At 74.4% G+C, this 22,828-nt stretch carries 20 protein-coding genes; 14 read left to right on the plus strand and 6 right to left on the minus strand.

What is annotated here, in order from left to right:
- Positions 1 to 51: 51 nt before the first annotated feature.
- Positions 52 to 1,365, minus strand: a complete 1,314-nt coding sequence (locus ACHFIV_RS24800) for a glycosyltransferase family 4 protein (protein WP_398973062.1) — start codon at positions 1,363 to 1,365, stop codon at positions 52 to 54.
- A 231-nt stretch (positions 1,366 to 1,596) separates the two neighbouring features.
- Here ACHFIV_RS24800 and ACHFIV_RS24805 point away from each other — a divergent pair, with 231 nt between their 5' ends.
- From ACHFIV_RS24805 to ACHFIV_RS24835, 7 genes are all read left to right on the plus strand, one after another.
- Positions 1,597 to 2,202, plus strand: coding sequence for a TetR family transcriptional regulator (locus tag ACHFIV_RS24805; protein WP_398973065.1), 606 nt, complete (start codon positions 1,597 to 1,599; stop codon positions 2,200 to 2,202).
- 128 nt (positions 2,203 to 2,330) lie between these two features.
- Positions 2,331 to 3,566, plus strand: a complete 1,236-nt coding sequence (locus ACHFIV_RS24810; protein WP_398973067.1) for a substrate-binding domain-containing protein — start codon at positions 2,331 to 2,333, stop codon at positions 3,564 to 3,566.
- A 3-nt stretch (positions 3,567 to 3,569) separates the two neighbouring features.
- A complete protein-coding gene (locus ACHFIV_RS24815; RefSeq protein WP_398973070.1) occupies positions 3,570 to 4,361 on the plus strand; it encodes an ABC transporter ATP-binding protein in 792 nt (263 codons plus the stop codon).
- A complete protein-coding gene (locus tag ACHFIV_RS24820; RefSeq protein ID WP_398973073.1) occupies positions 4,358 to 5,119 on the plus strand; it encodes an ABC transporter ATP-binding protein in 762 nt (253 codons plus the stop codon). Before ACHFIV_RS24815 ends, ACHFIV_RS24820 begins: the two co-directional genes overlap by 4 nt.
- Positions 5,119 to 6,006 (plus strand): branched-chain amino acid ABC transporter permease, encoded by an 888-nt coding sequence (locus ACHFIV_RS24825; RefSeq protein WP_398973076.1) that lies wholly within the window; start codon positions 5,119 to 5,121, stop codon positions 6,004 to 6,006. Before ACHFIV_RS24820 ends, ACHFIV_RS24825 begins: the two co-directional genes overlap by 1 nt.
- On the plus strand, positions 6,003 to 7,091 hold the full coding sequence (locus tag ACHFIV_RS24830) for a branched-chain amino acid ABC transporter permease (RefSeq protein WP_398973078.1): 1,089 nt from the start codon (positions 6,003 to 6,005) through the stop codon (positions 7,089 to 7,091). Before ACHFIV_RS24825 ends, ACHFIV_RS24830 begins: the two co-directional genes overlap by 4 nt.
- Complete coding sequence (locus ACHFIV_RS24835) at positions 7,088 to 7,978, plus strand: alpha/beta fold hydrolase (RefSeq protein WP_398973080.1); 891 nt, start codon at positions 7,088 to 7,090, stop codon at positions 7,976 to 7,978. The genes ACHFIV_RS24830 and ACHFIV_RS24835 overlap by 4 nt, the downstream gene beginning before the upstream one ends.
- Positions 7,979 to 7,999: 21 nt before the next feature.
- Here ACHFIV_RS24835 and ACHFIV_RS24840 read toward each other — a convergent pair whose 3' ends face one another.
- Positions 8,000 to 9,976 carry a helix-turn-helix domain-containing protein gene (locus ACHFIV_RS24840; RefSeq protein WP_398973083.1) on the minus strand — a complete coding sequence of 659 codons (1,977 nt, stop codon included), beginning with the start codon at positions 9,974 to 9,976 and terminating at the stop codon, positions 8,000 to 8,002.
- Between the two features lie 38 nt (positions 9,977 to 10,014).
- The gene (locus ACHFIV_RS24845) at positions 10,015 to 10,800 is read right to left on the minus strand and encodes a 3-hydroxybutyrate dehydrogenase (protein ID WP_398973085.1); all 786 of its coding nucleotides are present in this window, start codon (positions 10,798 to 10,800) and stop codon (positions 10,015 to 10,017) included.
- A gap of 261 nt (positions 10,801 to 11,061) precedes the next feature.
- On the opposite strand from ACHFIV_RS24845, the gene ACHFIV_RS24850 reads away from it, so the two are divergent.
- Positions 11,062 to 12,552, plus strand: coding sequence for an extracellular catalytic domain type 1 short-chain-length polyhydroxyalkanoate depolymerase (locus ACHFIV_RS24850; RefSeq protein ID WP_398973087.1), 1,491 nt, complete (start codon positions 11,062 to 11,064; stop codon positions 12,550 to 12,552).
- On the opposite strand, the gene ACHFIV_RS24855 is transcribed toward ACHFIV_RS24850, so the two are convergent.
- A complete protein-coding gene (locus tag ACHFIV_RS24855; protein WP_398973090.1) occupies positions 12,534 to 13,043 on the minus strand; it encodes a hypothetical protein in 510 nt (169 codons plus the stop codon). The genes ACHFIV_RS24850 and ACHFIV_RS24855 overlap by 19 nt on opposite strands.
- Before the next feature lie 272 nt (positions 13,044 to 13,315).
- Between ACHFIV_RS24855 and ACHFIV_RS24860 the strand changes: the two genes are divergently transcribed.
- The 5 genes from ACHFIV_RS24860 to ACHFIV_RS24880 are packed head-to-tail and all read left to right on the plus strand — an operon-like array spanning position 13,316 to position 18,927.
- Positions 13,316 to 14,575 (plus strand): prenyltransferase/squalene oxidase repeat-containing protein, encoded by a 1,260-nt coding sequence (locus ACHFIV_RS24860; RefSeq protein WP_398973093.1) that lies wholly within the window; start codon positions 13,316 to 13,318, stop codon positions 14,573 to 14,575.
- Positions 14,572 to 15,258: an SCO2322 family protein gene (locus ACHFIV_RS24865; protein WP_398973095.1), complete on the plus strand. Its 687-nt coding sequence runs from the start codon at positions 14,572 to 14,574 to the stop codon at positions 15,256 to 15,258. The genes ACHFIV_RS24860 and ACHFIV_RS24865 overlap by 4 nt, the downstream gene beginning before the upstream one ends.
- The gene (locus ACHFIV_RS24870; protein ID WP_398973098.1) at positions 15,255 to 16,400 is read left to right on the plus strand and encodes an energy-coupling factor transporter transmembrane protein EcfT; all 1,146 of its coding nucleotides are present in this window, start codon (positions 15,255 to 15,257) and stop codon (positions 16,398 to 16,400) included. Before ACHFIV_RS24865 ends, ACHFIV_RS24870 begins: the two co-directional genes overlap by 4 nt.
- A complete protein-coding gene (locus tag ACHFIV_RS24875) occupies positions 16,397 to 18,112 on the plus strand; it encodes an ABC transporter ATP-binding protein (RefSeq protein WP_398973101.1) in 1,716 nt (571 codons plus the stop codon). The genes ACHFIV_RS24870 and ACHFIV_RS24875 overlap by 4 nt, the downstream gene beginning before the upstream one ends.
- The gene (locus ACHFIV_RS24880; RefSeq protein ID WP_398973104.1) at positions 18,109 to 18,927 is read left to right on the plus strand and encodes an ECF transporter S component; all 819 of its coding nucleotides are present in this window, start codon (positions 18,109 to 18,111) and stop codon (positions 18,925 to 18,927) included. The genes ACHFIV_RS24875 and ACHFIV_RS24880 overlap by 4 nt, the downstream gene beginning before the upstream one ends.
- Positions 18,928 to 18,956: 29 nt before the next feature.
- On the opposite strand, the gene ACHFIV_RS24885 is transcribed toward ACHFIV_RS24880, so the two are convergent.
- Together ACHFIV_RS24885 and ACHFIV_RS24890 are read right to left on the minus strand one after the other, a co-directional pair.
- Entirely contained in the window at positions 18,957 to 20,999 is a 2,043-nt protein-coding gene (locus ACHFIV_RS24885; protein ID WP_398973106.1) for a bifunctional glycosyltransferase 87/phosphatase PAP2 family protein, read from the minus strand.
- 189 nt (positions 21,000 to 21,188) lie between these two features.
- Positions 21,189 to 22,313, minus strand: a complete 1,125-nt coding sequence (locus tag ACHFIV_RS24890) for a serpin family protein (RefSeq protein ID WP_398973108.1) — start codon at positions 22,311 to 22,313, stop codon at positions 21,189 to 21,191.
- A 28-nt stretch (positions 22,314 to 22,341) separates the two neighbouring features.
- On the opposite strand from ACHFIV_RS24890, the gene ACHFIV_RS24895 reads away from it, so the two are divergent.
- The gene (locus ACHFIV_RS24895) at positions 22,342 to 22,818 is read left to right on the plus strand and encodes a GNAT family N-acetyltransferase (RefSeq protein ID WP_398973111.1); all 477 of its coding nucleotides are present in this window, start codon (positions 22,342 to 22,344) and stop codon (positions 22,816 to 22,818) included.
- The last annotated feature ends 10 nt before the right edge of the window (positions 22,819 to 22,828 follow it).

Below are 22,828 nucleotides of genomic sequence, written 5' to 3' on the forward strand. Positions count from 1 at the left end.
GGGGCCTGCCTTCGAGGTCGGAGGTACGGGTTCCGGGGGCCACGGGGGTGTTCACCTGCGGGCTCCCCGGGCTGCGATCGACTGACGGTACAGCTCGACGGTGCCGACGGCGGCCTTGGCCCAGGTGAAGTTGGCCAGCACCCGGGCCCGGCCCGCCAGGCCGAGGCGGGCGCGCAGCTCGCGGTCGCCGAGGAGCCGGCCGAGAGCGGCGGCCAGCGCGCCCGCCTCACCGGGCGGCACGGCGAGGCAGGTCTCCCCGTCGGGCCCCGCGACCTCCGGGATGGCGCCGCCGGTGGTCGCCACCAGCGGGGTGCCGGTCGCCATGGCCTCGGCGGCGGGCAGCGAGAAGCCCTCGTACAGCGAGGGGACGCAGGCGACCTGGGCGCTGCGGACCAGGTCGACGAGTTCGGCGTCGCTGATGCCCTTGACGAACTCCACGGCGTCCTGGAGCCCGTAGCGCTCGATGGCCTGGGCGACGGGGCCGCGCTCGGCCCGTTTGCCGACCACCACGAGGTGCGCGGCGGGGTTCTCGGTACGGAGCTTGGCCAGGGCCTCCACGAGGTGGACGAGGCCCTTGAGCGGGACGTCGGCGCTGGAGGTCGTGACGATCCGGCCGGGGATCTCGGCGACGGAGGGGTCCGGCGACCAGAGGCCGGTGTCCGCCCCGATGTGCACGACGTGGACACGGTCCCGGGGCACCCCGAGGTGCTCGGTGATCTCCTGCTGCGACGATCCGGAGACGGTGAGGACGGACGGCAGGCGGCGGGCCACGCGCTTCTGCATGCGGGTGAAGCCGTACCAGCGGCGCACGGAGAGCCTGCGGCGTACCGAGTCCGCCGCGTCCAGGTCCAGTTGCCGGTCGACGGTGATCGGGTGGTGGATCGTGGTGACGAGGGGTGCGCCGAGGTCCCCGAGCAGTCCGTAGCCGAGCGTCTGGTTGTCGTGCACGACGTCGAAGTCGCCCCGCCTGGCGAGGAGGTGACGCCGCGCCCGCAGGCTGAAGGTGAGCGGCTCGGGGAAACCGCCGGTCCACATGGTGGCGACCTCGGCGAGGTCGATCCAGTCGCGGTACTCGCCGCGCCCCGGGGTGCGGAACGGGTCGGGCTGGCGGTAGAGGTCGAGGCTCGGCAGCTCCGTGAGCGGGACGCCCTCGTCGAGGACGGGGTAGGGCTGCGCGCCGATCACTTCGACGCTGTGGCCCAGCCGTGCCAGCTCGCGGCCGAGGTGGCGGACGTAGACGCCCTGGCCACCGCAGAAGGGGTTGCCCTTGTAGGTCAGGAGCGCGATGCGCAACGGCCGGTCACCGTCGGTGTCCGACGTGCTGCCGCCCGCGAGGGGGCCCGACTCTATGGCCTCAGCGGTCACACTCGGCCCCCTTCTCACTGCGTTTTCGCCGGAGCGTAACCGGTCGCGCTAATCTAGAACAAGTTTCAGACTCGTTCGTTCAACACGCACCGAATCTACCGGCAGGTAGCGTCGGCGTGACGGCCGGATCAGGTGATTCGCGCCACGACGGACGCCCTGGCAGGCCGTGCGCGCCCGGAGAGCGGCGCCCGGCGGGCAGGGAACCGGTTCCTCCTTTCTGGACGGGGACAGATGACAGCGGAAGCCAGGCCGGCGGCGGCTCCCCTGACGGAGCGCCAGGAGGCCCGCCGTCGCGGCATCCTGCGGGCCGGTGCCCAGCTCGCCGGGCGGGGCGGTTTCGAGGCGGTGCAGATGCGCGAGGTGGCGGATGCCGCCGGGGTCGCCCTGGGCACGCTCTACCGGTACTTCCCCTCCAAGGTCCATCTGCTGGTGGCGATCATGCAGGACCAGCTCCAGCGCCTGCACGTCACGCTGCGCAGACAGCCGCCCGCCGGGGACGACGCCGCCGAGCGGGTGGCCGGAACGCTGATGCTGGCCTTCCGGGCGCTCCAGCGCGATCCCCACCTGGCGGACGCCATGGTGCGGGCCCTGACCTTCGCCGACCGCGGGGTGAGTGGCGAGGTCGACGCCGTGTCCCGGCTGACGACGGCCATCGTCCTGGACGCGATGGGGGTGGCGGACCCCACCCCGGACCAGCTGTCCGTGGTCCGCGTCATCGAGCACACCTGGCACTCGGCCCTGATCACCTGGCTGTCGGGGCGGGAGTCCGTCGCACAGGTGAAGCGGGACATCGAGACGGTGTGCCGGCTGATCGACACGGCGGCGGACACGGGCTGAGACGTGCCCATGTGCGGTGCCCACACCGCCGCCCGCCCAGGTGGGGTTCCCTGCACCATGTCGACGGCGCCACGGTGTTCGTACGGTTCGGCCGACATCACGCGAACCCTGCCGAGGAGCCGGTCACCATGCGTCGCAGAGCCGTAGGCACCGTACAGAGAAGAACGTTGACAGCGGCCGCGCTCGGCGCCGCCGGCCTCCTCCTGGCGGGATGCACCGCCGCCGGACAGGCGGGCGGCGAGGCGGACTCCGGAAAGGACGGGGAGGAGGCCGTGAAGGTGGGCCTCGTCTACTCCCGCACGGGACTGCTGGCCGCGTACGGGAAGCAGTACCGCGACGGCTTCATGGCGGGCCTCGACCACGCGACGAAGGGCACCGGCGAGGCGGGCGGCCATCCGATCGAGGTGACCGAGCAGGACGACGCGGGTGACCCGGGCAAGGCGGTCTCCGCCGCGAAGGACCTGATCGGCAAGGGGTACAAGGTGCTGGCCGGCACCACCGACTCCGGGGTCGCGCTCCAGATGGCGCCGCTGGCCGCCCAGAACAAGGTCCTGTACGTCAACGGCCCGGCCGCCACCGACGCGGTGACGGGCATCAACACGTACACCTTCCGGTCCGGCAGGCAGTCGTACCAGGACATCCTCACCGCGGGCACCATGCTCGGGGACCCGAAGGGCAGGAAGGTCACGGTCCTCGCTCAGGACTCCACCTTCGGCCAGGCCAACGTCGCCGCCGTCAAGGCGGTACTGGGAGCCGAGGGGGCGACGGTGGGCTCCGTCCTGGCGCCGCCCGGTGCCACCGACCTGACGCCGTTCGCCCGGCAGGTCAAGGCGGGCGGCCCCGACCTGGTCTTCGTCGCCTGGGCCGGCGCGACCGCCCCGGCCCTGTGGACCGCGCTGGACCAGCAGGGCGTGCTGAGTGCGGGCAAGGTCGTCACCGGCCTGGCCGGGACGGCGTCGTACCCGGTCTTCGGGGCGGCCGGTGAGAAGGTGTCGTTCCTCGCGCACTACTTCCCCGGTGCGGGCGGCGGCAACGCCGTGGAGAAGGCCATGCTGGACGGCGTGCGGAAGGCGGGCGGCACCCCCGACCTGTTCAGCACCGACGGTTTCACGGCCGCGCAGATGGTCGTGCGGGCCGTCGAGGAGGGCAGTGCCACCGACACCGCCGCCATGGTGAAGGCCCTGGAGGGCTGGAGCTTCGACGGGGTGAAGGGCAGGCAGCAGATCCGCGCCGGGGACCACGCGCTGATCCAGCCGATGTTCGTCGCGAGGCTCCACGGCGCGGGAGCGGCCGCGAAACCCGAGCTGGTGAGCACACAGCCGATGGACGCGGTCGCACCGCCCGCGACGCCCCCGGCGGGCTGACCCGTGACCGTACCGGGTACCGCCACCGGGCGGGACGACGGGGCGCGTGCGGGCGCTCCGGTGCTCCGACTGGAGGGACTGGGCTGGCGCGTCGGCGGGGCCGCGATCGTCGAGGACGTCACCCTCGACGTCCGGGAGGGCGAGTTCCTCGCCTTCATCGGGCCCAACGGGGCCGGCAAGACATCCCTGTTCAACCTGATCAGCGGGCTCGTCCCGCCCTCCGCCGGAACGCTCGCACTGGACGGCGCGGATCTGACCCGCCTGCCCGTGCACACCCGTGCGCGGCGCGGGATCGGGCGGACGTTCCAGACCTCCAGCCTCTGGCCGCAGATGACCGTGGCCGATCACGTACGGCTGGCGGCGCAGGCCAGGAACGGCGGTTCGCACCGGCTGTGGCGGCGCGCTCGCCCGTACACCGCCGAGGTGGACGGCGTGCTGGAGCGCACGGGCCTCGGCCATCGCGCCGGGGCCACGGCGTCCGAGCTCTCCCACGGCGAGAAACGCAAGCTGGAGCTGGCGGTGCTGCTGGTGGGTGAGCCCCGGCTCATGCTGCTCGACGAGCCGATGGCAGGGGTGAGCGCCGAGGAGGTGCCGGCCCTCACCGAACTGATCCGCACGCTGCACCGCGAGGAGGGGCGCACCGTCCTCATGGTCGAGCACCACATGGACGTCCTGCTGGGACTCGCGGACCGGCTGGCCGTGATGCACCACGGCCGCCTGCTCGCCCTGGACACCCCGGGCGCCGTGACCGCCGACCCGGTCGTCCAGCGGGCCTATCTCGGGGAGGGACTGTGACACCGCCCCCCGCGACCACCACACCCGCGCTGCTCGTCGTACGGGACCTGCGCGTCCTCATCGGCGGCCGGCACATCCTGCACGGAGTCGACCTGGACGTGGCGCACCAGGGCGTGACCGCGCTGCTCGGCCGCAACGGGGCCGGCAAGACCACGACCGTACGCGGCGTACTGGGCCTGGTGCCGCGCTCCGGGAGCGTGCTCCTGGACGGTGCGGAGACCGTGGGCCTGCCCACCCACACCCTGGTCCGCCGGGGCATCGGATACGCCCCCGAGGACCGGGGGGTCTTCGCCGGCCTCACCGTCGCGGAGAACCTCCGGCTGGCCGAACGCCGGGGCGCCGACGGGCCCGCGTACGGCCTGGTGCACGAGCTCTTCCCCGAACTGAAGCGCCGGGAGAAGCAGTTGGCGGGAACCCTGTCCGGCGGCCAGCAGCAGATGGTGGCCATCGGCCGCACCCTGCTCAACGGCAACCGGCTGATCATCGCGGACGAGCCCACCAAGGGCCTGGCGCCCAGGGTCGTCACCGAGGTCGCCCAGGTCCTGGAGCGTGCCGCGGAGGCGGTGCCGGTCCTGCTCGTCGAGCAGAATCTCGCCGTCGTCCGCCGGCTCGCCCGGCACTGCGCGGTACTCGCGGACGGGCGTACGGCCCACCAGGGCGAGGCCGCCGCGCTGCTGGGCGACGCGGAGGCCACCCGCCGGCTGCTCGGCGTCGGCCGGGGCCCTCTTCCACCGACCACCTCGGAGGCGGATGCCTGATGTCCACCATCGTGCTGCTCACCATGACCGGTCTCGGTCTGGGAGCGCTCTACTTCCTCATCGCGTCGGGACTCTCGCTGATCTTCGGCCTGATGGACGTGCTCAACTTCGCCCACGGGGCGCTGCTCTCCATCGGCGCGTACGGCACCTGGTGGGCGGCGTCCGGCCATCTGCCCGGAGCCGGCCCGGGCGGCTGGGGCTTCGCCCTGGCGGTCCTGTTCGGTACGGCGGTGGGCACCCTGGCCGCCGTCGTGCTGGAAGTGGCCGTCGTGCGGCCCCTGTACACCCGGCCACGGGAACAGGTGCTGGCGACGGTCGGTGTGGGGCTGGCCGTGCCGGCACTGCTGGCGGGCGTGTGGGGCTCGGACGCCCGGACCTTCCCCGGCCCCGAGGCCCTGTCCGGCACCTTCGCACTGCTGGGCGCCGAAGTGCCGGTCAACCGGCTGGTGCTCGTCGCGGCGGCGGTCGTCGTCCTGGTGGCGCTGCGGCTGTTCCTCGGCCGGACCAGGCACGGACTGGTCGTGCGCGCCGGGGTCGAGGACCGGGCGATGGTGACGGCGCTCGGGACAGACGTCCGCAAGGCGTTCACGCTGGTCTTCGCGATCGGCGGCTGCGCGGCGGCCCTGGGCGGGGCACTCGGCGGGCTGTACTTCGGCTCGGTCGATCCCCGGCAGGGCACCTCGCTGCTGATCTTCGCGTTCGTCGTCGTGGTCACGGGCGGCATGGGCTCGGTGACCGGGGCCGCCGTGGCGGCCGTGGTCATCGGCCTGGTCCAGCAGTTCGCCAACTACTACACCGCAGCGGGCCTCGGCGACCTGGCGGTCGTCGTCCTGCTCGCCGCGCTGCTGCTCGTCCGGCCGCGCGGACTGACCGGGAGGCTCGCGTGAGCACCGCCACCACACCCGCGCCCTCCGCCGTGACCACGGCGCCGGGGCGCCCCGGGGCCAGGCTGCTGCGCTGGTGGCCGGCCGCCGTCCTCGTGCTCCTGATCGTCGCGCCGTACAGCGCGCTGCCCCTCCCCGGGCTGCTGGACGGGCCCGTGGGCAGCCCGGGCAGTCTGCAACTGCTCGCGACCTGCCTGCTGTTCGGGGCCCTCGCCACCGGTTACGACCTCCTGCTGGGCCGCACGGGGCTGCTCTCCTTCGGGCACGCGCTGTACTTCGCGGCCGGCAGCTACGCCACGAACGTGTACCTGCTGGAGGCGGGCCTGCCGTTCGCCGTCGCCGCGGTCCTCGGTCTGTGCACCGGTACCGCGCTCGCCCTGCTGCTGGGCTCGGTCAGCCTGCGGGTCACCGGAATCGGCTTCTCCATGGTGACGCTCGCCTTCGCGCAGGCCGGCTCGATCCTCGTCTCCCGCGACCCGGGCGGTTTCACCGGCGGCGAGGAGGGCCGGGCGGCACCGGCGGAGCTGCTGCCGTCATGGCTCGTCGGCATCGACCACACCGCGAACCTGTACTGGATCGCGCTCGCCTACCTCGTCCTCACGCTCGGCGTGGTCCGCTGGGCGGTGCGCTCCCCCACCGGCCGGGTCTGGGAGGGCATCAAGGAGAACGAACGCCGGGTGGAGGTGCTGGGCCTGGAGCCGTACGGATTCAAGCTGACGGCGTTCGTCCTGGCCGGGGCGCTGGCGGCGGCGGGCGGGCTCGTCCATCTGCTGCTGACCGGCGGCTCCACACCTCAGACGACGACCTCGGACTTCACCCTGTCGCTGCTCGTGATGGTGGTGCTGGGCGGTTCGGGCACGCGCTGGGGTCCGATGGTCGGCGGCGTCCTCTACACCTGGGCCGACCACCGGCTCGGTGACCTCGCCGGCTCGGGCGCGGTCGCCGATCTGCCCGCGGTCCTGCGCGTGCCGCTCTCCCAGCCGCTGTTCCTGCTCGGGGTGCTGTTCGTGGCCGTGGTACATCTGCTGCCCGGGGGCCTGGCCCGGCTTCCGTCCCGTCTGCGCGGGACCCGCGAGGAGAAACGATGACCCCGTACGAGGAGACGCGCGTCCCCGTCAGCGGCGGCGAACTGGCCGCGCTGCGCTGGCCCGCCCGCGACCCCGGCGCGCCGGTGGTCGTGGCGCTGCACGGCATCACGGCCAACGCGCTGTCCTGGGGGGCGGTGGCGCGCCTGCTGGGCGGCCGGGCCACTCTGGTCGCCCCGGACCTGCGCGGCCGGGCCGGCAGCGCGGGGCTGCCCGGCCCGTACGGCATCGCCGCCCACGCGGACGACGCGGCCGCGGTGGCCGAGGCGCTCGGTCACGGGCGGGTGGTGCTCGCGGGCCACTCGATGGGGGCGTTCGTGGCGGCGCTGGCGGCCGTGCGTCATCCGGGGCGCTTCGGTCCCCTGGTGCTCGTCGACGGCGGGTTCGGCTTCCCCGCGCCCACCCACCTCTCGGCGGACGAGCTGATGACGGCGGTGATCGGCCCCGCCATGGACAGGCTGTCGATGACGTTCCCCGACCGGGACGCCTACCGGTCGTTCTGGCGGGCCCACCCCGCGTTCGGGGGCGACGCCTGGTCGCCCGAGGTGGACGCGTACATCCAGCGCGACCTGACGGGTGAGCCGCCCTCGATGCGCTCGGGGTGCCGGCTGGAGGCCGTCCGCACCGACGGGGTGGGCCTCTTCCAGGACGAGGTGCTCGCGGCGGTACGCGAACTCCCGGAGCCGGCGACCCTGTTGTGGGCGCGGCGCGGTCTGATGAACGAGGAGCAGGGGCTGTACGACGAAGCGCGGCTCGCGGCGGCGGGCCAGCCCGCCACGAAGGTCAGGGCGGTCCGCGTCGAGGACGTCAACCACTACACGGTACTGACGGGCGACAGGGGCGCCGGGGAGGTCGCGGGCGCCCTGCTGACGGCGGCCCTCCCGCGCTGAGAGCGGCGGGCGGCCGGGGGCTCAGCCCTCCCGGCCGCCCGACAGCAGGTGGAGCCGCAGCGCCAGCTGGAGTTCCAGCGCGCGGTCGGGCTCGTTCCAGTCGCGGCCCAGCAGCACCTGGATCCGGTCGAGGCGCTGTACCACCGTGTTGACGTGCACGTGCAGCTCGTCCTTGGCCCGTATCAGGCTGCCACCCGCCCCGAAGTACGCGCGCAGGGTCCGTACGAGATGGGTGCCGCGCCGTTCGTCGTAGCGCAGCAGCGGGCCCAGGGCGGCGTCCACGAAGCCGTCGACGTCCTTCGCGTTGCCGAGGACGACTCCGAGGAAGCCGAGTTCGTCGACGCAGGCCCCTTCGCCCTCACGGCCCAGTACGCGCATGGCCCGCAGGCAGCGGGCGGCCTCCGCGTAGGCGGCGGCGAGTCCGCGGGCCCCGGCGGCCGGCCCCGTGCCGGCGACGGTGACGGGCGCCTGGACGAGGTGGCCGAGCTGGGCTGCGGCCGCACGCGCGGCGGCGCCCGCCGTGGTCCCTCCGCCGTCGCGGTCGACGAGCAGGACGACGGTGCCCGCGTGCTCGGCGCTCACCCCGTGGATGTCCCCGCCGAACAGGTACCGCATCGCGGCACCGCCCAGTTTCTCCCTGGCCGCCGCCTCCGCCACCAGCAGCAGGTGCGGCCGGTCCAGGTCGATGCCCAGCCGCCGGCCCCGCTCGGCCAGCCCGGCCGGGTCGCGCTCCGGGTCGCCGAGCAGGTCGCTGATCAGCTCGCCGCGTATCCGGTTCTCGGTCTCGGCGACCGTGCGGCGCAGCAGGAGGAGCAGGCCGGTGACGACGGCGGCGCGTTCGAAGAGCCGCCGGTCGGAGTCGTCGAGCCGGTCCGGCCTGTGCAGCACCAGGCTGGCGAGGAGTTCCTGGCCGGCGAGCACGGCGCACGTCCACCGCCCGTCGCGGTGCACGGCGCGCGCCCCGTGGCGGGACTCCTCGGCGGCGCCCGCGAGCCAGTGGGCGTCCAGGCTGTCGGCGGCGCACCCGGTGCCGTCGGGCCGTACGGCCGCCAGGGGGCGCCCGCCGGGGTCGTGGATGGTCAGGGGGCTGTCGAGCAGCCCGGCGACGGACACGGCGACGTCCTTCACGTCGCCGCCGCGCAGCACCAGGTCGGTGAGCCGGTCGTGGGCCTCCTCCGCGCGCCGCATGGCGGCCGAGTGCGCCCGTACGGCGGCGTTGGCCTCGGCGAGTTCCGCGTTCGCGCCGGCGAGTTCCGCGAGGGCGGACCGGGTGTCGTCGAGGGCCCGGGCGGTGTCGATGGCGATCGCGGCGTGCGCGGCGAGCGAGCAGAGCAGGGCCACCTCGTCGGGACTGAAGACCCGCGCGGCACGGTCGGCGGCGAAGAGGACCCCGATGACCTTGCCCGTGCCGCCCCGGCTGGAACCGAGCAGCAGGGGCACGCCCAGGATCGCCACGAGTCCCTCGTCCAGCACACCGGCGTTGATGTTCCGGGTGTGGCGGAAGCGGTCGTCGGTGCGGTAGTCGGGCGTCGCGTACGGGCTCGCGGTCTGCGCCACCAGTCCGCCGAGTCCTTCGCCCAGTTCGAGCCGGAGCCGCTGGAACAGCACGGACACCGACCCGTCGGTCACCCGCATGTAGGTGTCGCCGGCCTCCTCGTCGGGGAGCGTGAGGTAGGCGGTGTCGGTGCCCAGCAGCATCCTGGCCCGCCGCACGATCGCCTTCAGCACGTCGTCCAGGTCGCGGGAGGCCGCCAGGTCGCCCGCCGTGTCGAAGAGGGCGGTGAGCTGGAGTTCCCTGCGCCGGTGCTGGCGAAGGGCGCCCCTGATCCGCAGGGCGGTGGCTGCCGCCCGCTCCACCTCGGCCAGGTCGGCCGCGGGCACACCGGCGGCTCGGGCGGCCGAGGTGACGGCTCCCAGTTCCTCGGCGGGGGCGTCGTCCGCCAGCAGGTCGAGGAGGCGGGCCAGGAGGGGTGCCGCGGAGGGGGACGGTTCAGGCATGGGCGCTCATCGCTCTTCCGGCTTCCGGGTGGTCGGGGTCAGTTCGCGGTCCAGCCGCCGTCCATCGTGAGGGAGCTCCCGGTGATGTGCGAGGTACCGGGCCCGCAGAGCCACAGGACGGCACCGGCGACGTCACCGGGCTCGATCAGCGACTTGAGGGCGCTGCGTTCCAGCAGGACCCGGCCGACCACGTCCTGTTCGGAGATGCCGTGGCTGCGGGCCTGGTCGGCGATCTGGTCCTCGACCAGGGGCGTCCGGACGTAACCGGGGCTGACGCAGTTACTGGTCACGCCGTGCGGCGCCGCTTCGAGTGCGACCACTTTGCTGAGCCCCTCCAGTGCGTGCTTGGCCGAGACGTAGGCCGACTTGTAGGGGCTGGCGCGCAGCCCGTGTACGGACGAGATGTTGACGACGCGTCCCCAGCCGCGTTCGTACATGCCGGGGAGCGTGCGGCGCAAGATGCGGAACGGCGCTTCCACCATCACCCGGTGGATCAGTGTGAAGCGGTCCGGCGGGAACTCGTGCACGGGCGCCACGTGCTGGAACCCCGCGTTGTTGACCACGATGTCCGCGTCGTCGGGCAGTCCGTCCACCGCCTCCGCCACGGAGAGATCGGCCACCCAGGCCGTTCCGCCGATCCGTTCGGCCAGGTTCCTGGCGGCGTCACCGGCCTTGTCCACGACGTGCACATGGGCGCCGGCGGCGGCGAGTGCCTGCGCGCAGGCCAGTCCGATGCCGCTCGCCGCCCCGGTGACCAGGGCGGTGCGCCCGGCGAGGGCGGAGCGGGCGAGGGGGTCGTGCTGCGGGGTCCGGGAAGTCTGCATGGGCGTCACCGTAAGGACGTCGCCGTCCGCATCACACGGAGCCGGTGCACACACCCCGGTACGGCCGCATGGTGGCGGCGTACATGGTGCGGCCGTGGGCCGTGGCGCGTACCGGGCGGGCGGACGGGACGCGCAAGGGGAGCGCCGCACACAGCGGTGGGCGGCGGATGTCCGCCTGCCACATGGGCGGCCCGGCCCCCGGCTCATAGGTTCCGGCAGCAGTCCCCACGTCCCCCGCACGTCCGATGAGGAGGCCCCACCGTGCGCCCACCGATCCTGCGACGCCTGCTCCGCCGCGTCGCGTCCGCCGCCGTCTGCGGCTTGCTGGCCCTGCTCGCCGCGCATCCGGTCCCCGCCGTCGCCGCCCCCTCGGCCCCGGCTGCCGCCGGTCTCCAGCAGGTCACCGGCTTCGGCTCCAACCCCGGCGGCCTGCAGATGTTCGCCTACACCCCGGAGAGCGTCCCGGCGGGCGCGCCCCTGGTGGTGGCCCTGCACGGCTGCACCCAGTCGGCCAACGCGTACTACACCAGCTCCGGCTGGACGAAGTTCGCCGATCTGTGGGGCTTCGACCTCGTGTTCCCGCAGACCACCGCGGCGAACAACCCCTTGTCGTGCTTCGGCTGGTTCGACCCGGCGGAGAGCACGAGGGGCCGCGGCGAGGCGGCGTCCATCGTGCAGATGGTCCAGTACGCGAAGCAGACGTACGGCTCCGACGGCCGCCGGGTGTACGTCACCGGGCTGTCCGCGGGCGGCGGGATGACCGCCGACCTCCTGGCCGCCTACCCCGACGTCTTCGCGGGCGGGTCCGTGGCCTCCGGGCTGCCCGCCCAGTGCGCCACGAGCCAGGCCGCCGCGTCCGGGTGCCAGACGGGCCCGCAGAAGCTGTCGCCCGCCCAGTGGGGCGACAAGGTCCGCGACTCCCACCCGGGCTGGACCGGTCCCTGGCCCCGGGTCGCTATCTGGCAGGGCACCTCCGACTACACGGTCCGCCCGGCCAACGCCACCGCGCTGCGCGACCAGTGGACCGATGTCTGGGGCATCGGCCAGACCCCGTCGAGCACCCAGAACCTGCCCGGCGACACCACCCGCAGCGTCTACGCCGACGCGTCCGGCCGGCCCGCCGTGGAGACGTACTCGGTCGCCGGCATGGGACACGGCCTGCCGGTGAGCCCGGGATCGGGCGCCGAGCAGTGCGGGTCGACGGCCGCGTACTTCCTGAACACCCTCTGCTCGTCGTACCACACGGGTGTGTTCTGGGGGCTGGACGAGGACACCCCGGGCGGCGGCGACGGGCTGCCCGCGCCGGCCGGCCTGAAGGTCACCGGCACCACGGACGGCAGCGCCTCGCTGTCATGGGACGCGGTCCGGGGCGCGGCCTCCTACACGGTGTTCCGCGACGGCGCGAAGGTGGCCACGACGGCCTCGACGTCCCACACGGACACGGGGCTCACCGCCGGCACCTCCTACCGCTACTCCGTGAGCGCGGCGGACTCCTCGGGCGCGGCCGGGGCGGGCTCGGCGGCCGTCACCGCGACCACGTCGGGCGGTACGGCGCCCGCCCGGTGCTTCACGGCGACGAACTACGCGCACGTGACGGCCGGCCGTGCCTACACCTCAGGCGGCCATGCCTACGCGCGGGGTTCGGGGCAGGACATGGGGCTGTACAACGTGTTCGTCACCCGCACCCTCCGGGAGTCACCGGCGGGCCACTTCGTGATCGCCGACCCGGCTTGTCAGGCAGGGTCCTCGTAGTCGCTCCGGACCCGCCGGGGCAGCTCGCAGCCGTCCTCGACCGCGGTGAGGGACACGGTCGGCCCGGCGTCCGGGCCCTTCGCGGCGTAGTGCCGGGCGTACAGCTTCCAGCCCCGCTTGGCCAGGGTGCGGTAGGTGACGTCCTGCTCGGCGTGGCTGGAGACGATCTCCCAGTCGTGCTGCCGCAGCCGCAGCACCGTCGCCTCGAAGGCGCCGGCGGCGTCCGCCGCCGGCGCGTCGCCCTTCCAGGGCGCGACGCACGTCCGCCAGTCACCTTCCGGGAGTCCGGCCGTGGAGGTGTCGCCGGGCGGCAGCCCTCCGGCCCGGGCGAAGCCGGCTATCTCCTCGGCGACCGTCCGCGCGGTGAACGGCGGGGTGGGTTCCGGGGAGGGGGCCGTCGCGGCCCCGCTCTCCCCCACAAGGCCGCAGCCCGCCGTCACCGTCATGAGTCCGGCCGCCACGGCGGCCACCGTGGTCCTACGTCTGCGCACTGGTGCTTCCCACCCCGGTCGTCCCTCCCCCACGGGCCCGTGCCCGTGTGACCCCCGCCGGAGTTTCGCATGGGGTCTGACCTGCTGGGAAGACCCTTGGCGCGTGGGGTGGCCGTCCGCCCGGGGAGGGCCGGGAGGGCCCCGGTAGAGTGGTCGGGTCGTCATCATGCCCGTACAGGGGGAAGCCGGTGCGAATCCGGCACCGACCCGTTCCCCACGCGCTCGGCTCCGCTCGAGCAGGGGACACCCCATTTCGAGAGGCCCAGCCCGTCATGTCCGTACGCCGCCGCGCGGCAGCGCTCGCGATCACCGCCGTGCTCTGTGGAACGGCCGCCCCGGTGGCGGTCGCCGCGCCGGGTCCGTCCCCGTCCCCCTCCGCGCCCGCCCTTCCGGAAGGGCTGTACGGCACCAAGGACCCGACGTACGACGGGGTGTGGCGCCAGTCGCTCGCCTTCCTCGCGCAGAAGATCGAGCTGGTCACCCCCTCCACGAAGGCGGTGGACTGGCTCGTCGGCCAGCAGTGCGACAGCGGTGCCTTCGCCGCGTACCGCGACGCGTCCGAGCCGTGCGACGCCAAGACGGTCGCGGACACCAACGCCACCGCGGCGGCGGTCCAGGCCATGGTCGAGCTCGGCGTGCACCGTGAGGTCGTGGACAACGGGGTGGCCTGGCTGAAGTCCGTGCAGAACGAGGACGGCGGCTGGGGCTACAACCCGGGCGGTCCGAGCGACGCCAACTCCACCGGGGTCGTGACCGGGGCGATGGCCCGGGCGGGCGTGCCGCTCGCCGACCTCACCCGGGAGGGCGGGAAGACGCCGTACACGGCGTTGCAGACCTTCGCGCTGCCCTGCGGCGGCGAGGGTGGCGGCGCGTTCGCCTACCAGCCGGACAAGAAGGGCGGGCTCACCGCCAACGCGGACGCCACGGCGGCGGCGGTCCTCGGTGCCATGGGCAAGGGGATGGCCGCGGGGAACTACAACGCGGTGAAGGCACCCGTCTGCCACAAGGGCACCGGCCTCACCCCCGAGCAGTCCGCGCAGAACGGGGCCTCCTACCTGGCGAAGGCGCTCGCCGAGTCGGGTCACCTCGATCTGCCGCCGATGCCCGGCGCCGAGGAGTCCGCGCCGCAGCCGGACTTCGGCAACACGGCGGACGCGGTCGTGGCGCTGGCCGCTTCCGGCCACAAGGACAAGGCGGCCGGCGCGGTCGCGTATCTGGAGAAGCACGCCCAGGGCTGGGCGAAGGAGGGCGGGCCCGCCGCCACCGCGCAGCTGGTGCTCGCCGCCCACGCGACCGGCACGGACGCCCGGGACTTCGGCGGCGTCGACCTCGTCAGGCAGCTGAACGCGACGGGCCCGGCGCCCGCCGCCACCGCCGTGCCCTCGCCCACGGCGACGTCACCCTCGAAGCCCGCGGACACGAGCAGCGACGACGAGGGGCTCGGCCTCTGGTGGATCATCGGCATCGGTCTCGCCTTCGGCGCGGGCATCGGCTTCCTGCTCAGCGGACGCCGGAAGAACCAGCAGCTGTGAGGCGTCCGCCGGCCACAGCGGCGCTGCTGCTCCTCCTCGGCGCCGTCCTGGCCGTGCTGGGCGCGGGGAGCGCGCAGGCGGCCGGCTACCGCTACTGGTCGTTCTGGGAGGGCGACGGCGGTACGGGCTGGACGTACGCCACGCAGGGGCCTTCCGTGGTCCGGCCGGACGACGGCGCGGTGCAGGGTTTCCGCTTCTCGGTGAGCGAGGACTCCCAGGACTCGGCGCGGCCGCGGCGCGCGCCGGACTTCGGGGCCGTCTGCGCGGGCACCCCGGCGAAGGACGGCCTGAAGCGGATCGCGCTGGTCATCGACCCGGGTACGGCGGCTGACGCGCCGGACGGCGAGGAGCCGCCCGCGCCGCGTACCGCCTGTGCCCGGGTGGCGCCGGACGCGAGCACGGCGGAGGCCCTCGCCTCGGTGGCGAAGCCCCTGCGGTACGACAGCTCCGCGATGCTCTGCGCGATCTCGGGCTATCCGAGGTCCGGCTGCGGTGAACAGACCGGCGAGGACTCCGGCGCCTCGGAGACCGACCGGCCGGCCACGGCGTCCACCGCGGGCGACCGGGAAGGCGCGGACGGTTCCTCCGGGGGCGGCGGCCCGTCTGCGGGCGTGCTCACCGGCGTCGGCGCGGTGCTCGTCCTGGGCGTCGCCGCCGTGCTGCGGGCCCGCCGCCGCCGATGACCCGCTCCACCGGCCCGGCCCGGCTCCCCCATGCCCTGCGGGCCCCCGAGGCCACCCGTGCCAACGCGTTGCCGGCCGGGGCCTGGTGGCTGTGGGCGCTCGGGCTGGCGACCGCGGCGTCCCGTACGAGCAACCCGCTGCTGCTCGGACTGCTGGTGGGGGTCGCCGGCTTCGTGGTGGCGGCGCGCCGCACGGACGCGCCGTGGGCCCGTTCGTACGGGGCGTTCGTCAGGCTCGGGCTGTTCGTCGTCGCCGTGCGGCTGGTCTTCTCCGTCTTCCTCGGCTCGCCCGTCCCCGGTACGCACTTCCTGTTCGCGCTGCCCGAGGTGCCGCTGCCCGGCTGGGCGCAGGGGGTCAGGGTCGGCGGCCGGGTCACCGCGGAGCAACTGGTCTTCGCGCTGTACGACGGCGCGAAGCTGGCCACCCTGCTGATCTGCGTCGGCGCGGCGAACTCGCTGGCCAACCCGGCCCGGTTGCTGAAGTCCCTGCCCGGCGCCCTGTACGAGGTGGGGGTCGCCGTCGTCGTCGCGATGACCTTCGCGCCGAACATGGTCGCCGACGTGGCGCGGCTGCGGACGGCCCGCCGCCTGCGCGGCCGGCCCACCGGCGGGGTCGGTGCGGTGCTCCAGATCGGTCTGCCGGTCCTGGAGGGCGCGCTGGAGCGCTCCGTGGCGGTAGCGGCGTCGATGGACGCGCGGGGCTACGGGCGTACCGCGAAGGTCCCGCCCGCCGTCCGCCGCACCACCCATGTGCTCACGCTCGGCGGGCTGCTGGGGGTGTGCGCCGGGACGTACGGGCTGCTCGCCGCCGAGGGCGCCGTGCACGGGCTGCCGTTGCTGCTGGCCGGGCTGGCCGCGGCGATGGCCGGACTGAGGCTCGGCGGACGCCGCTCGGTGCGTACCCGCTACCGGCCGGACCGATGGGGCGTACGCGCCTGGCTCGTCGCGGCGTCGGGCGCGGCCGTCGCGGCGGCGATGATCTGGGCGGGCGCCACCGGCCCGGAGGCCCTGCACCCAGGCGTCGTCCCGCTGACGGCTCCCGTTCTGCCGCTGCTGCCCGCCGCCGCCGTGCTGGCCGGGCTGCTGCCCGCCGCGGTGGCGCCGCTGCCCGCTTCCCCCTCGGACTCCAAGGAGCTCGCATGATCCGGTTCGAGCAGGTCTCGGTACGGTACGAGGGCGTCGAGCGCCCCACCCTGTCCGGGATCGACCTCACCGTCCCGGAGGGCGAACTGGTCCTGGTCGTCGGCCCGTCCGGGGTCGGCAAGTCGACCCTGCTGGGCGCGGTGTCCGGTCTCGTGCCGCACTTCACCGGCGGGCTGCTGACCGGCCGGGTCACGGTCGGCGGCCGTGACACCCGGACTAACAAGCCGCGTGAACTCGCCGACCTGGTGGGCACGGTCGGCCAGGATCCGCTCGCCCACTTCGTGACGGACACCGTCGAGGACGAGCTGGCGTACGGGATGGAGTCGCTGGGCCTCGCTCCCGACGTGATGCGGCGCCGGGTCGAGGAGACACTGGACCTGCTGGGCCTCGCCGAGCTCCGGGACCGGCCGATCGCCACGCTCTCCGGGGGCCAGCGGCAGCGGGTCGCGATCGGCTCGGTCCTCACCCCCCATCCGAGGGTCCTGGTGCTGGACGAGCCGACGTCCGCCCTCGACCCGGCGGCGGCCGAGGACGTGCTGGCGGTGCTCCAGCGGCTGGTGCACGACCTGGGGACGACGGTCCTGATGGCCGAGCACCGCCTGGAGCGTGTCGTGCAGTACGCCGACCAGGTCCTCCTGCTGCCGGCCCCCGGCGCCGCCCCCGTGATGGGCGCGCCCGCGGACATCATGGCGCTCTCGCCCGTCCGGCCGCCGGTGGTGGCCCTGGGGCGGCTGGTGGGCTGGGACCCGCTGCCGCTGTCGGTGCGTGACGCCCGGCGCCGGGCGGTGGACCTGCGGGAACGGCTCGCCGGTGTGGAGCCGCCGCCCCGCACCGCCCCGGCGGATGCCGCCGTGGTCCCGCTGCCGGCTCCGGTGGTGGCCCGTCCCGGTCTCCTGAGCCGGCTGCTGGGCCGTCGTCAGGCTCCGCCACCCGCGGGGCCTCCGGTCCACGACGCCGTCGTGCGGGTCGAGGGGCTCGGGGTGCGGCACGGGCGGGTCCAGGCGCTGCGCGGGGTGACGCTGTCCGTCGCACCCGGTGAGACCGTGGCGTTGATGGGCCGCAACGGCGCCGGCAAGTCGACGCTGCTGACGACTCTCGTCGGGATGACCGAGCCGTCCACCGGGTCCGTCCTCGTCGGCGGTCTGCCCCCGTCCCGCACCGCGCCGCGCGACATGATGCGCCGGGTCGGGCTCGTGCCGCAGGAACCGCGCGACCTGCTGTACGCGGACACGGTCGCCGCCGAGTGCGCCGCGGCCGACTCCGACGCGGGCGCGCCGGAGGGCAGCTGCCGGGCTCTGGTTGCCGAGCTGCTGCCCGGGGTACCCGGTGACAGCCATCCCCGTGATCTCTCGGAGGGCCAGCGGCTCGCGCTGGCGCTCGCCCTGGTGCTCACCGCCCGGCCTCCGCTGCTCCTGCTGGACGAGCCGACGCGTGGCCTGGACTACGCGGCGAAGGCACGGCTCGTCGGTGTTCTGCGCCGGCTGGCGGGCGCGGGCCACGCCATCATCCTGGCCACGCACGACGTGGAGCTGGCGGCGGAGCTGGCGCACCGGGTGGTCATCCTCGCCGACGGCGAGGCCGTCGCGGACGGTCCGACCCGGCAGGTCGTGGTCTCCTCCCCCGCGTTCGCCCCGCAGACCGCGAAGATACTGGCCCCGAGGGAGTGGCTGACCGTGGGGCAGGTGCGCACGGCGCTGGAGGGCCTCGCATGACGGCCCCTTCCGCCCGCCCGGTACGGCTCGGCCCCCACGCCGTGGCCGCGCTCGTCCTGATCAGCGCGGTCGGACTGGTCGCGTTCGGCTGGCCGCTGCTGGCCGGGGCGGACTCCGGTCTCGCCCACGCGCAGGACGCGCCGTGGCTGTTCGCCGTCCTGCTCGTCCTGCTCGTCGGGGTGGTCCTCGCGACGATCGCGGACTCCGGTCTGGACGCCAAGGCGGTCGCGATGCTCGGTGTGCTCGCCGCGGTCGGCGCGGCTCTGCGTCCGCTGGGCGCGGGGACGGCGGGCCTGGAGCCGATGTTCTTCCTGATGGTGCTGAGCGGCCGGGTGCTGGGGCCCGGCTTCGGGTTCGTGCTCGGGTCGGTCACGATGTTCGCCTCGGCGCTGCTCACGGGCGGCGTCGGACCGTGGATGCCGTTCCAGATGCTGTCGATGGGCTGGTTCACCATGGGCGCGGGTCTGCTGCCGGGCCCTGACCGGCTGCGGGGCAGGGGTGAGCTGCTGCTGCTGGCGCTGTACGGATTCCTGGCGGCGTTCGCGTACGGCACGGTGATGAACCTGTACGGCTGGACGATCGTGCCGGGGCTCGGCTCGGGGATCTCCTTCGTCGCGGGCGCACCGCTGCACGAGAACCTCGTCCGCTTCCTGGCGTACTGCACCGCCACGTCCCTCGGCTGGGACCTCGGCCGCGCCGCCCTGACCGTCGTGCTGACCGTGGCCGTCGGCCCCACGCTGCTGAGGGCCCTGCGCCGGGCCACGCGCCGCGCCGCGTTCGACGCCCGGGCGGCCTTCGGGGGCCGGGCGGACTGATCAGCCGGGCGGCGCGGGGCGCGCCGGCCCTACACCTTGCTGCCCGCCGGTTCGGGTACCGGTTCCCCGGCGGTGTCCCCGGCCTCCCGGCCAGGGGGTCCGGCCGGGCCGGTGCCGGCCCTGAGCCTGCGCGGCCCGGCCAGGGCGTACGCCAGGCCGAAGCCCGCCGCCACCACCGCCGCACCGCCGACCGCGTCGAGCACCCAGTGGTTGCCCGTGGCGACGATGGCGGAGACCGTGAACAGCGGGTGCAGCAGGCCCAGGGCCTTCATCCACGGCTTCGGCGCCAGCAGGAGGATGACCACACCGCACCACAGCGACCACCCGAAGTGCAGCGAGGGCATCGCCGCGTACTGGTTCGTCATCGCGGTCAGCGCCCCGAAGTCGGGGCTGTCGAGGTCCTGCACCCCGTGGACGGTGTCGATGAAGCCGAGGCCGGGCATCAGGCGCGGCGGGGCCAGCGGGTAGAGCCAGAAGCCGACGAGCGCGAGGACCGTGGCGAAGCCGAGGGAGCTGCGGGCCCAGCGGTAGTCCGGGGGCCGGCGCACGTACAGCACACCGAGGATCGCGAGCGGCACGATGAAGTGGAACGTCGAGTAGTAGTAGTCGAAGGACTCACGCAGCCAGGGGATGCCGACGACCGTGTGGTTGACCCAGTGCTCGATGTCGATGTGCAGCCACTGCTCGGCGGAGTGGATCTGCCGGCCGTGCTCCTCCGCGGTGGGACGTCCGGCGGTCGCCGCCAGCCGGACCTTCGCGTACGCGGAGTAGACGACCCGGATGAGCAGGAGTTCCAGGAGCAGGTTGGGGCGGCTGAGCACCCGCCGCCAGAACGGCAGCAGCGGCACCCACGCGTACCGCGCGGGCACCGGCTGCGCGTAGTCCGTGGGGACGGGCCGCTGCCAGTGGGGCGAGGTGCGGGACAGGAACGGCACCGCGCAGGCCGCCCCCAGGGCGGCGATGAGCAGCGCGTTGTCGCGCACGGGCAGGACCACGCCGACGTTCGGCAGCAGCATCTTCCCCGGCAGGGTGAGGACGAGCACCACGACCGCCGGCCAGACCAGCCGGTCCGCGGCCCGGGTGCCGACGCGCCCGACGACGGCGAGCAGGACCCACAGGAGCTGGTGCTGCCAGGCGGTGGGCGACACGGCGACCGCGACGCATCCCGTGACGGCGACGGCCAGGAGCAGTTGCCCGTCCCGGGCGTAGCGCACCGCCCGGCGCAGCCCGAGGACGACGACGGCGGCGGCCAGCACCAGGAACAGCGCGATCTCGAGGGGGCCCTGGAGCCCGAACCGCAGCAGGGCACCGTGCAGGGACTGGTTGGCGAGGCTGTCGGGGCTCTCCCCGAGTCCGGCCCCGGCGAGATGGTGCACCCAGTACGCCCAGGAGTCACGGGGCATCACCGCCCAGGCCAGCGCCGTGCAGACGGCGAACGTGGCACCGCCGCTCAGGGCGGCCCGGCGTCTCCCGGTGAGCCAGAACAGGGCGGCGAAGAGCAGCACGGCGGGCTGGAGGGCTGCGGCGATACCGGTCAGCACCCCCGGCAGGCGCTCACCGCGCACCGCGAAGCAGGCGACGAGCACCAGCAGGACGGGCAGGATGCTGGTCTGGCCCAGGTGCAGCGTGTTGCGGACGGGCAGCGACACCATGAGGAGGGTGATCGCCGCGGGCGCGGCCAGGAAGGCGGTGCCCCGGCTCACCGGTGCGGGCAGCGCGCGGACGGCGACGAAGCCGAGCAGCACGACGAGCAGCAGCGAGCCGAACGTCCACACGACGCCGAGGGCCTGTTCGGCCGAGACCGTCAACGGCTTGAGTACGAGGCCGGCGAACGGCGTCCCGGTGAACCGGCCGGGGTCGTACAGCGACCCCGCCATGTGGAGGACCCCGGTCGCGCCGGTCCAGGTCTCCAGGTCGATGAGCCGTTCACCGGCCGGCCGGCGCAGCACCACCGCCACCTGCCGTACCGCCAGGACTGCGACGAGCAGCCAGAGGACGGCCCTGGCCGCAGCCGCTCTCGCCCCTGGATCCGCCGCCGCGTCCCCCCGCACACTGCGCTCCACATCTGTCACGCTGCGCCGACCCTCCCGGTTCCGTGCACTGTCCCCTCGACCCGGGTATGTGCGGATGAAGCCTCGCATTGCCCTATGAGGTAGACACAATCAACCCCCTCTTCGCCTGACTGTCACCACCGATTCGCCGAAAGATTCTCCGGTCGCCGGGGACGGGGCCGCCTGCGGGCCCCGCGATGGGAGCCGGGGTCAGCCCTCGTGCACGGGCATGTCCGCCTGCCAGCCCGCGAACAGGGGGACGTCCGACGCGCCGTCCAGGACGACGACGCCGAAGGGCCGGTCGAAGGCGATGTGCTGCGCCACGTGCGGCCTCGGGGCGGCGGACCGCGTCGCGACGACCGTGACCGCCGCGGCCTCCACGCCCTTCTCGGCGATCTTCACGACCGCTTCCTGGACCACCTCCGAGAGGTGCGTGGGCACGGCCGCGAGGCCGGAGAAGTCCGCCTCGGCGGGGTCGAGGGCGAGCCGCACACCGAGCGCCGGCAACTGGCCGACGACCTGGATGTGTGTCCGCAGGGTGAAGCGCGGCAGCGCGAAAGTCACCGCGTCGGCTGCCAGGGGGGTCCGCGCTTCCTCCGGGGCCCAGGCCGACGGCAGGACCCGGTCCGCCGGTGCGCCCGGCTCCCCCAGGACGAACCTGACCCGTACGGGTGCGGCGCCGCCCGGCTCCGCGTGGCAGCGCAGTTCGACGACGTACGCGCCCCCTGCCGTCCACACGTCCCCGCGCCGGACGCGCGCGTGCATCGTCGGTACGGGAAGGCTCAGCCCCGCCGCGTCGGTGAAGGGGGCGTCGCGGGTGCGGGTGGCGTCGAACGCCGTTTCCCAGCACGCCTTCAGGGCCAGTACGTCGACCAGGGCGAGCGCGACGCCGCCACCGAGGTCCAGTGGCAGCCGCTCGATCAGGCCGCCGGTCCGCTCACGGACCCACGCGTCGATCTCCGCCACGTCCACCGGGCCGAAGTCGACGTCCGGCAGCGACCGTTCGTACTCCGGGTGGAGCGGCACGCCGTTCCACACCCGGGTCGCCACGCTGAGCCCCTCGGTGCGCCCCCAGTGGCGCGCCGCCTCCGTCACCACGGCCGCGGCCTTCGGCCCGGCCACTCCGAGCAGTGTCCGCAGTTCCGCGGCGGTCGCCGTCCGCGCGCCCGCTGCGACAGCGGTCAGGGCCAGCCACAGTCCGGCGGGCGAGCACACGAAGCTCCCCCGGCCGGGCCGCGCCAGTTCCTGGATCCACCGTTCCCCGAGCCGCTGGACGGCTGCCCCGACGGCCGTGTCCCTCATCTTCGTCTCCCCCTCGTGCAGATGGTTCGTCATCCTGCCGCACCATCGGCAGAATGGGGCGATGACCTGGACCGTGACCCCCGAACACGTCGGCAGCCCCGAGGCGACCGCGCTGCGGTGGGACTACTACGACGAGGTGGCGAGCCGCTACTGGGGCCGCCCGGCGACCGAGGCGGAGATAGAAGAGGGGCTGAGGGACGACGACGCGGGCCTGCTCGTCCCGCCCACCGGGGAGTTCCTGGTGGGGCGGTACGACGGCAAGCCGGGGAGCTGCGCGGGTCTGCGGCTGGCGGGCGCGGGGACGGCGGAGCTGACTCGGGTCTTCGTGCGGCCAGCCTTCCGGTCGACGGGGGGCGGGGGCCTGCTGCTCGCGGGCATCGAGAACGCCGCGCGCGCCTTCGGGGTCCGGCGGATCAGGCTCGACACCCGTGCCGACCTGGTGGAGGCGCGCGGACTGTACGCGAAGCACGGGTACCGGGAGGTGCCCGCGTTCAACCGGGGCCCCTACGCGGAGCACTGGCTCGCCAAGGACCTCTGAGCCCGCGCGG

The sequence above is a fragment of the Streptomyces sp. ALB3 genome (genome assembly GCF_044385685.1).
Taxonomy (GTDB): Bacteria; Actinomycetota; Actinomycetes; order Streptomycetales; family Streptomycetaceae; genus Streptomyces.

Excerpts from the sequence above, each read along its gene's own strand:
- ACHFIV_RS24805 (WP_398973065.1), top strand. The coding sequence starts at position 1,597 with ATGACAGCGGAAGCCAGGCCGGCGGCGGCTCCCCTGACGGAGCGCCAG.
- ACHFIV_RS24810 (WP_398973067.1), top strand. The coding sequence starts at position 2,331 with ATGCGTCGCAGAGCCGTAGGCACCGTACAGAGAAGAACGTTGACAGCG.
- ACHFIV_RS24825 (WP_398973076.1), top strand. The coding sequence starts at position 5,119 with ATGTCCACCATCGTGCTGCTCACCATGACCGGTCTCGGTCTGGGAGCG.
- ACHFIV_RS24835 (WP_398973080.1), top strand. The coding sequence starts at position 7,088 with ATGACCCCGTACGAGGAGACGCGCGTCCCCGTCAGCGGCGGCGAACTG.
- ACHFIV_RS24840 (WP_398973083.1), bottom strand. The coding sequence starts at position 9,976 with ATGCCTGAACCGTCCCCCTCCGCGGCACCCCTCCTGGCCCGCCTCCTC.
- ACHFIV_RS24845 (WP_398973085.1), bottom strand. The coding sequence starts at position 10,800 with ATGCAGACTTCCCGGACCCCGCAGCACGACCCCCTCGCCCGCTCCGCC.
- ACHFIV_RS24860 (WP_398973093.1), top strand. The coding sequence starts at position 13,316 with ATGTCCGTACGCCGCCGCGCGGCAGCGCTCGCGATCACCGCCGTGCTC.
- ACHFIV_RS24870 (WP_398973098.1), top strand. The coding sequence starts at position 15,255 with ATGACCCGCTCCACCGGCCCGGCCCGGCTCCCCCATGCCCTGCGGGCC.
- ACHFIV_RS24875 (WP_398973101.1), top strand. The coding sequence starts at position 16,397 with ATGATCCGGTTCGAGCAGGTCTCGGTACGGTACGAGGGCGTCGAGCGC.
- ACHFIV_RS24880 (WP_398973104.1), top strand. The coding sequence starts at position 18,109 with ATGACGGCCCCTTCCGCCCGCCCGGTACGGCTCGGCCCCCACGCCGTG.
- ACHFIV_RS24890 (WP_398973108.1), bottom strand. The coding sequence starts at position 22,313 with ATGACGAACCATCTGCACGAGGGGGAGACGAAGATGAGGGACACGGCC.
- ACHFIV_RS24895 (WP_398973111.1), top strand. The coding sequence starts at position 22,342 with ATGACCTGGACCGTGACCCCCGAACACGTCGGCAGCCCCGAGGCGACC.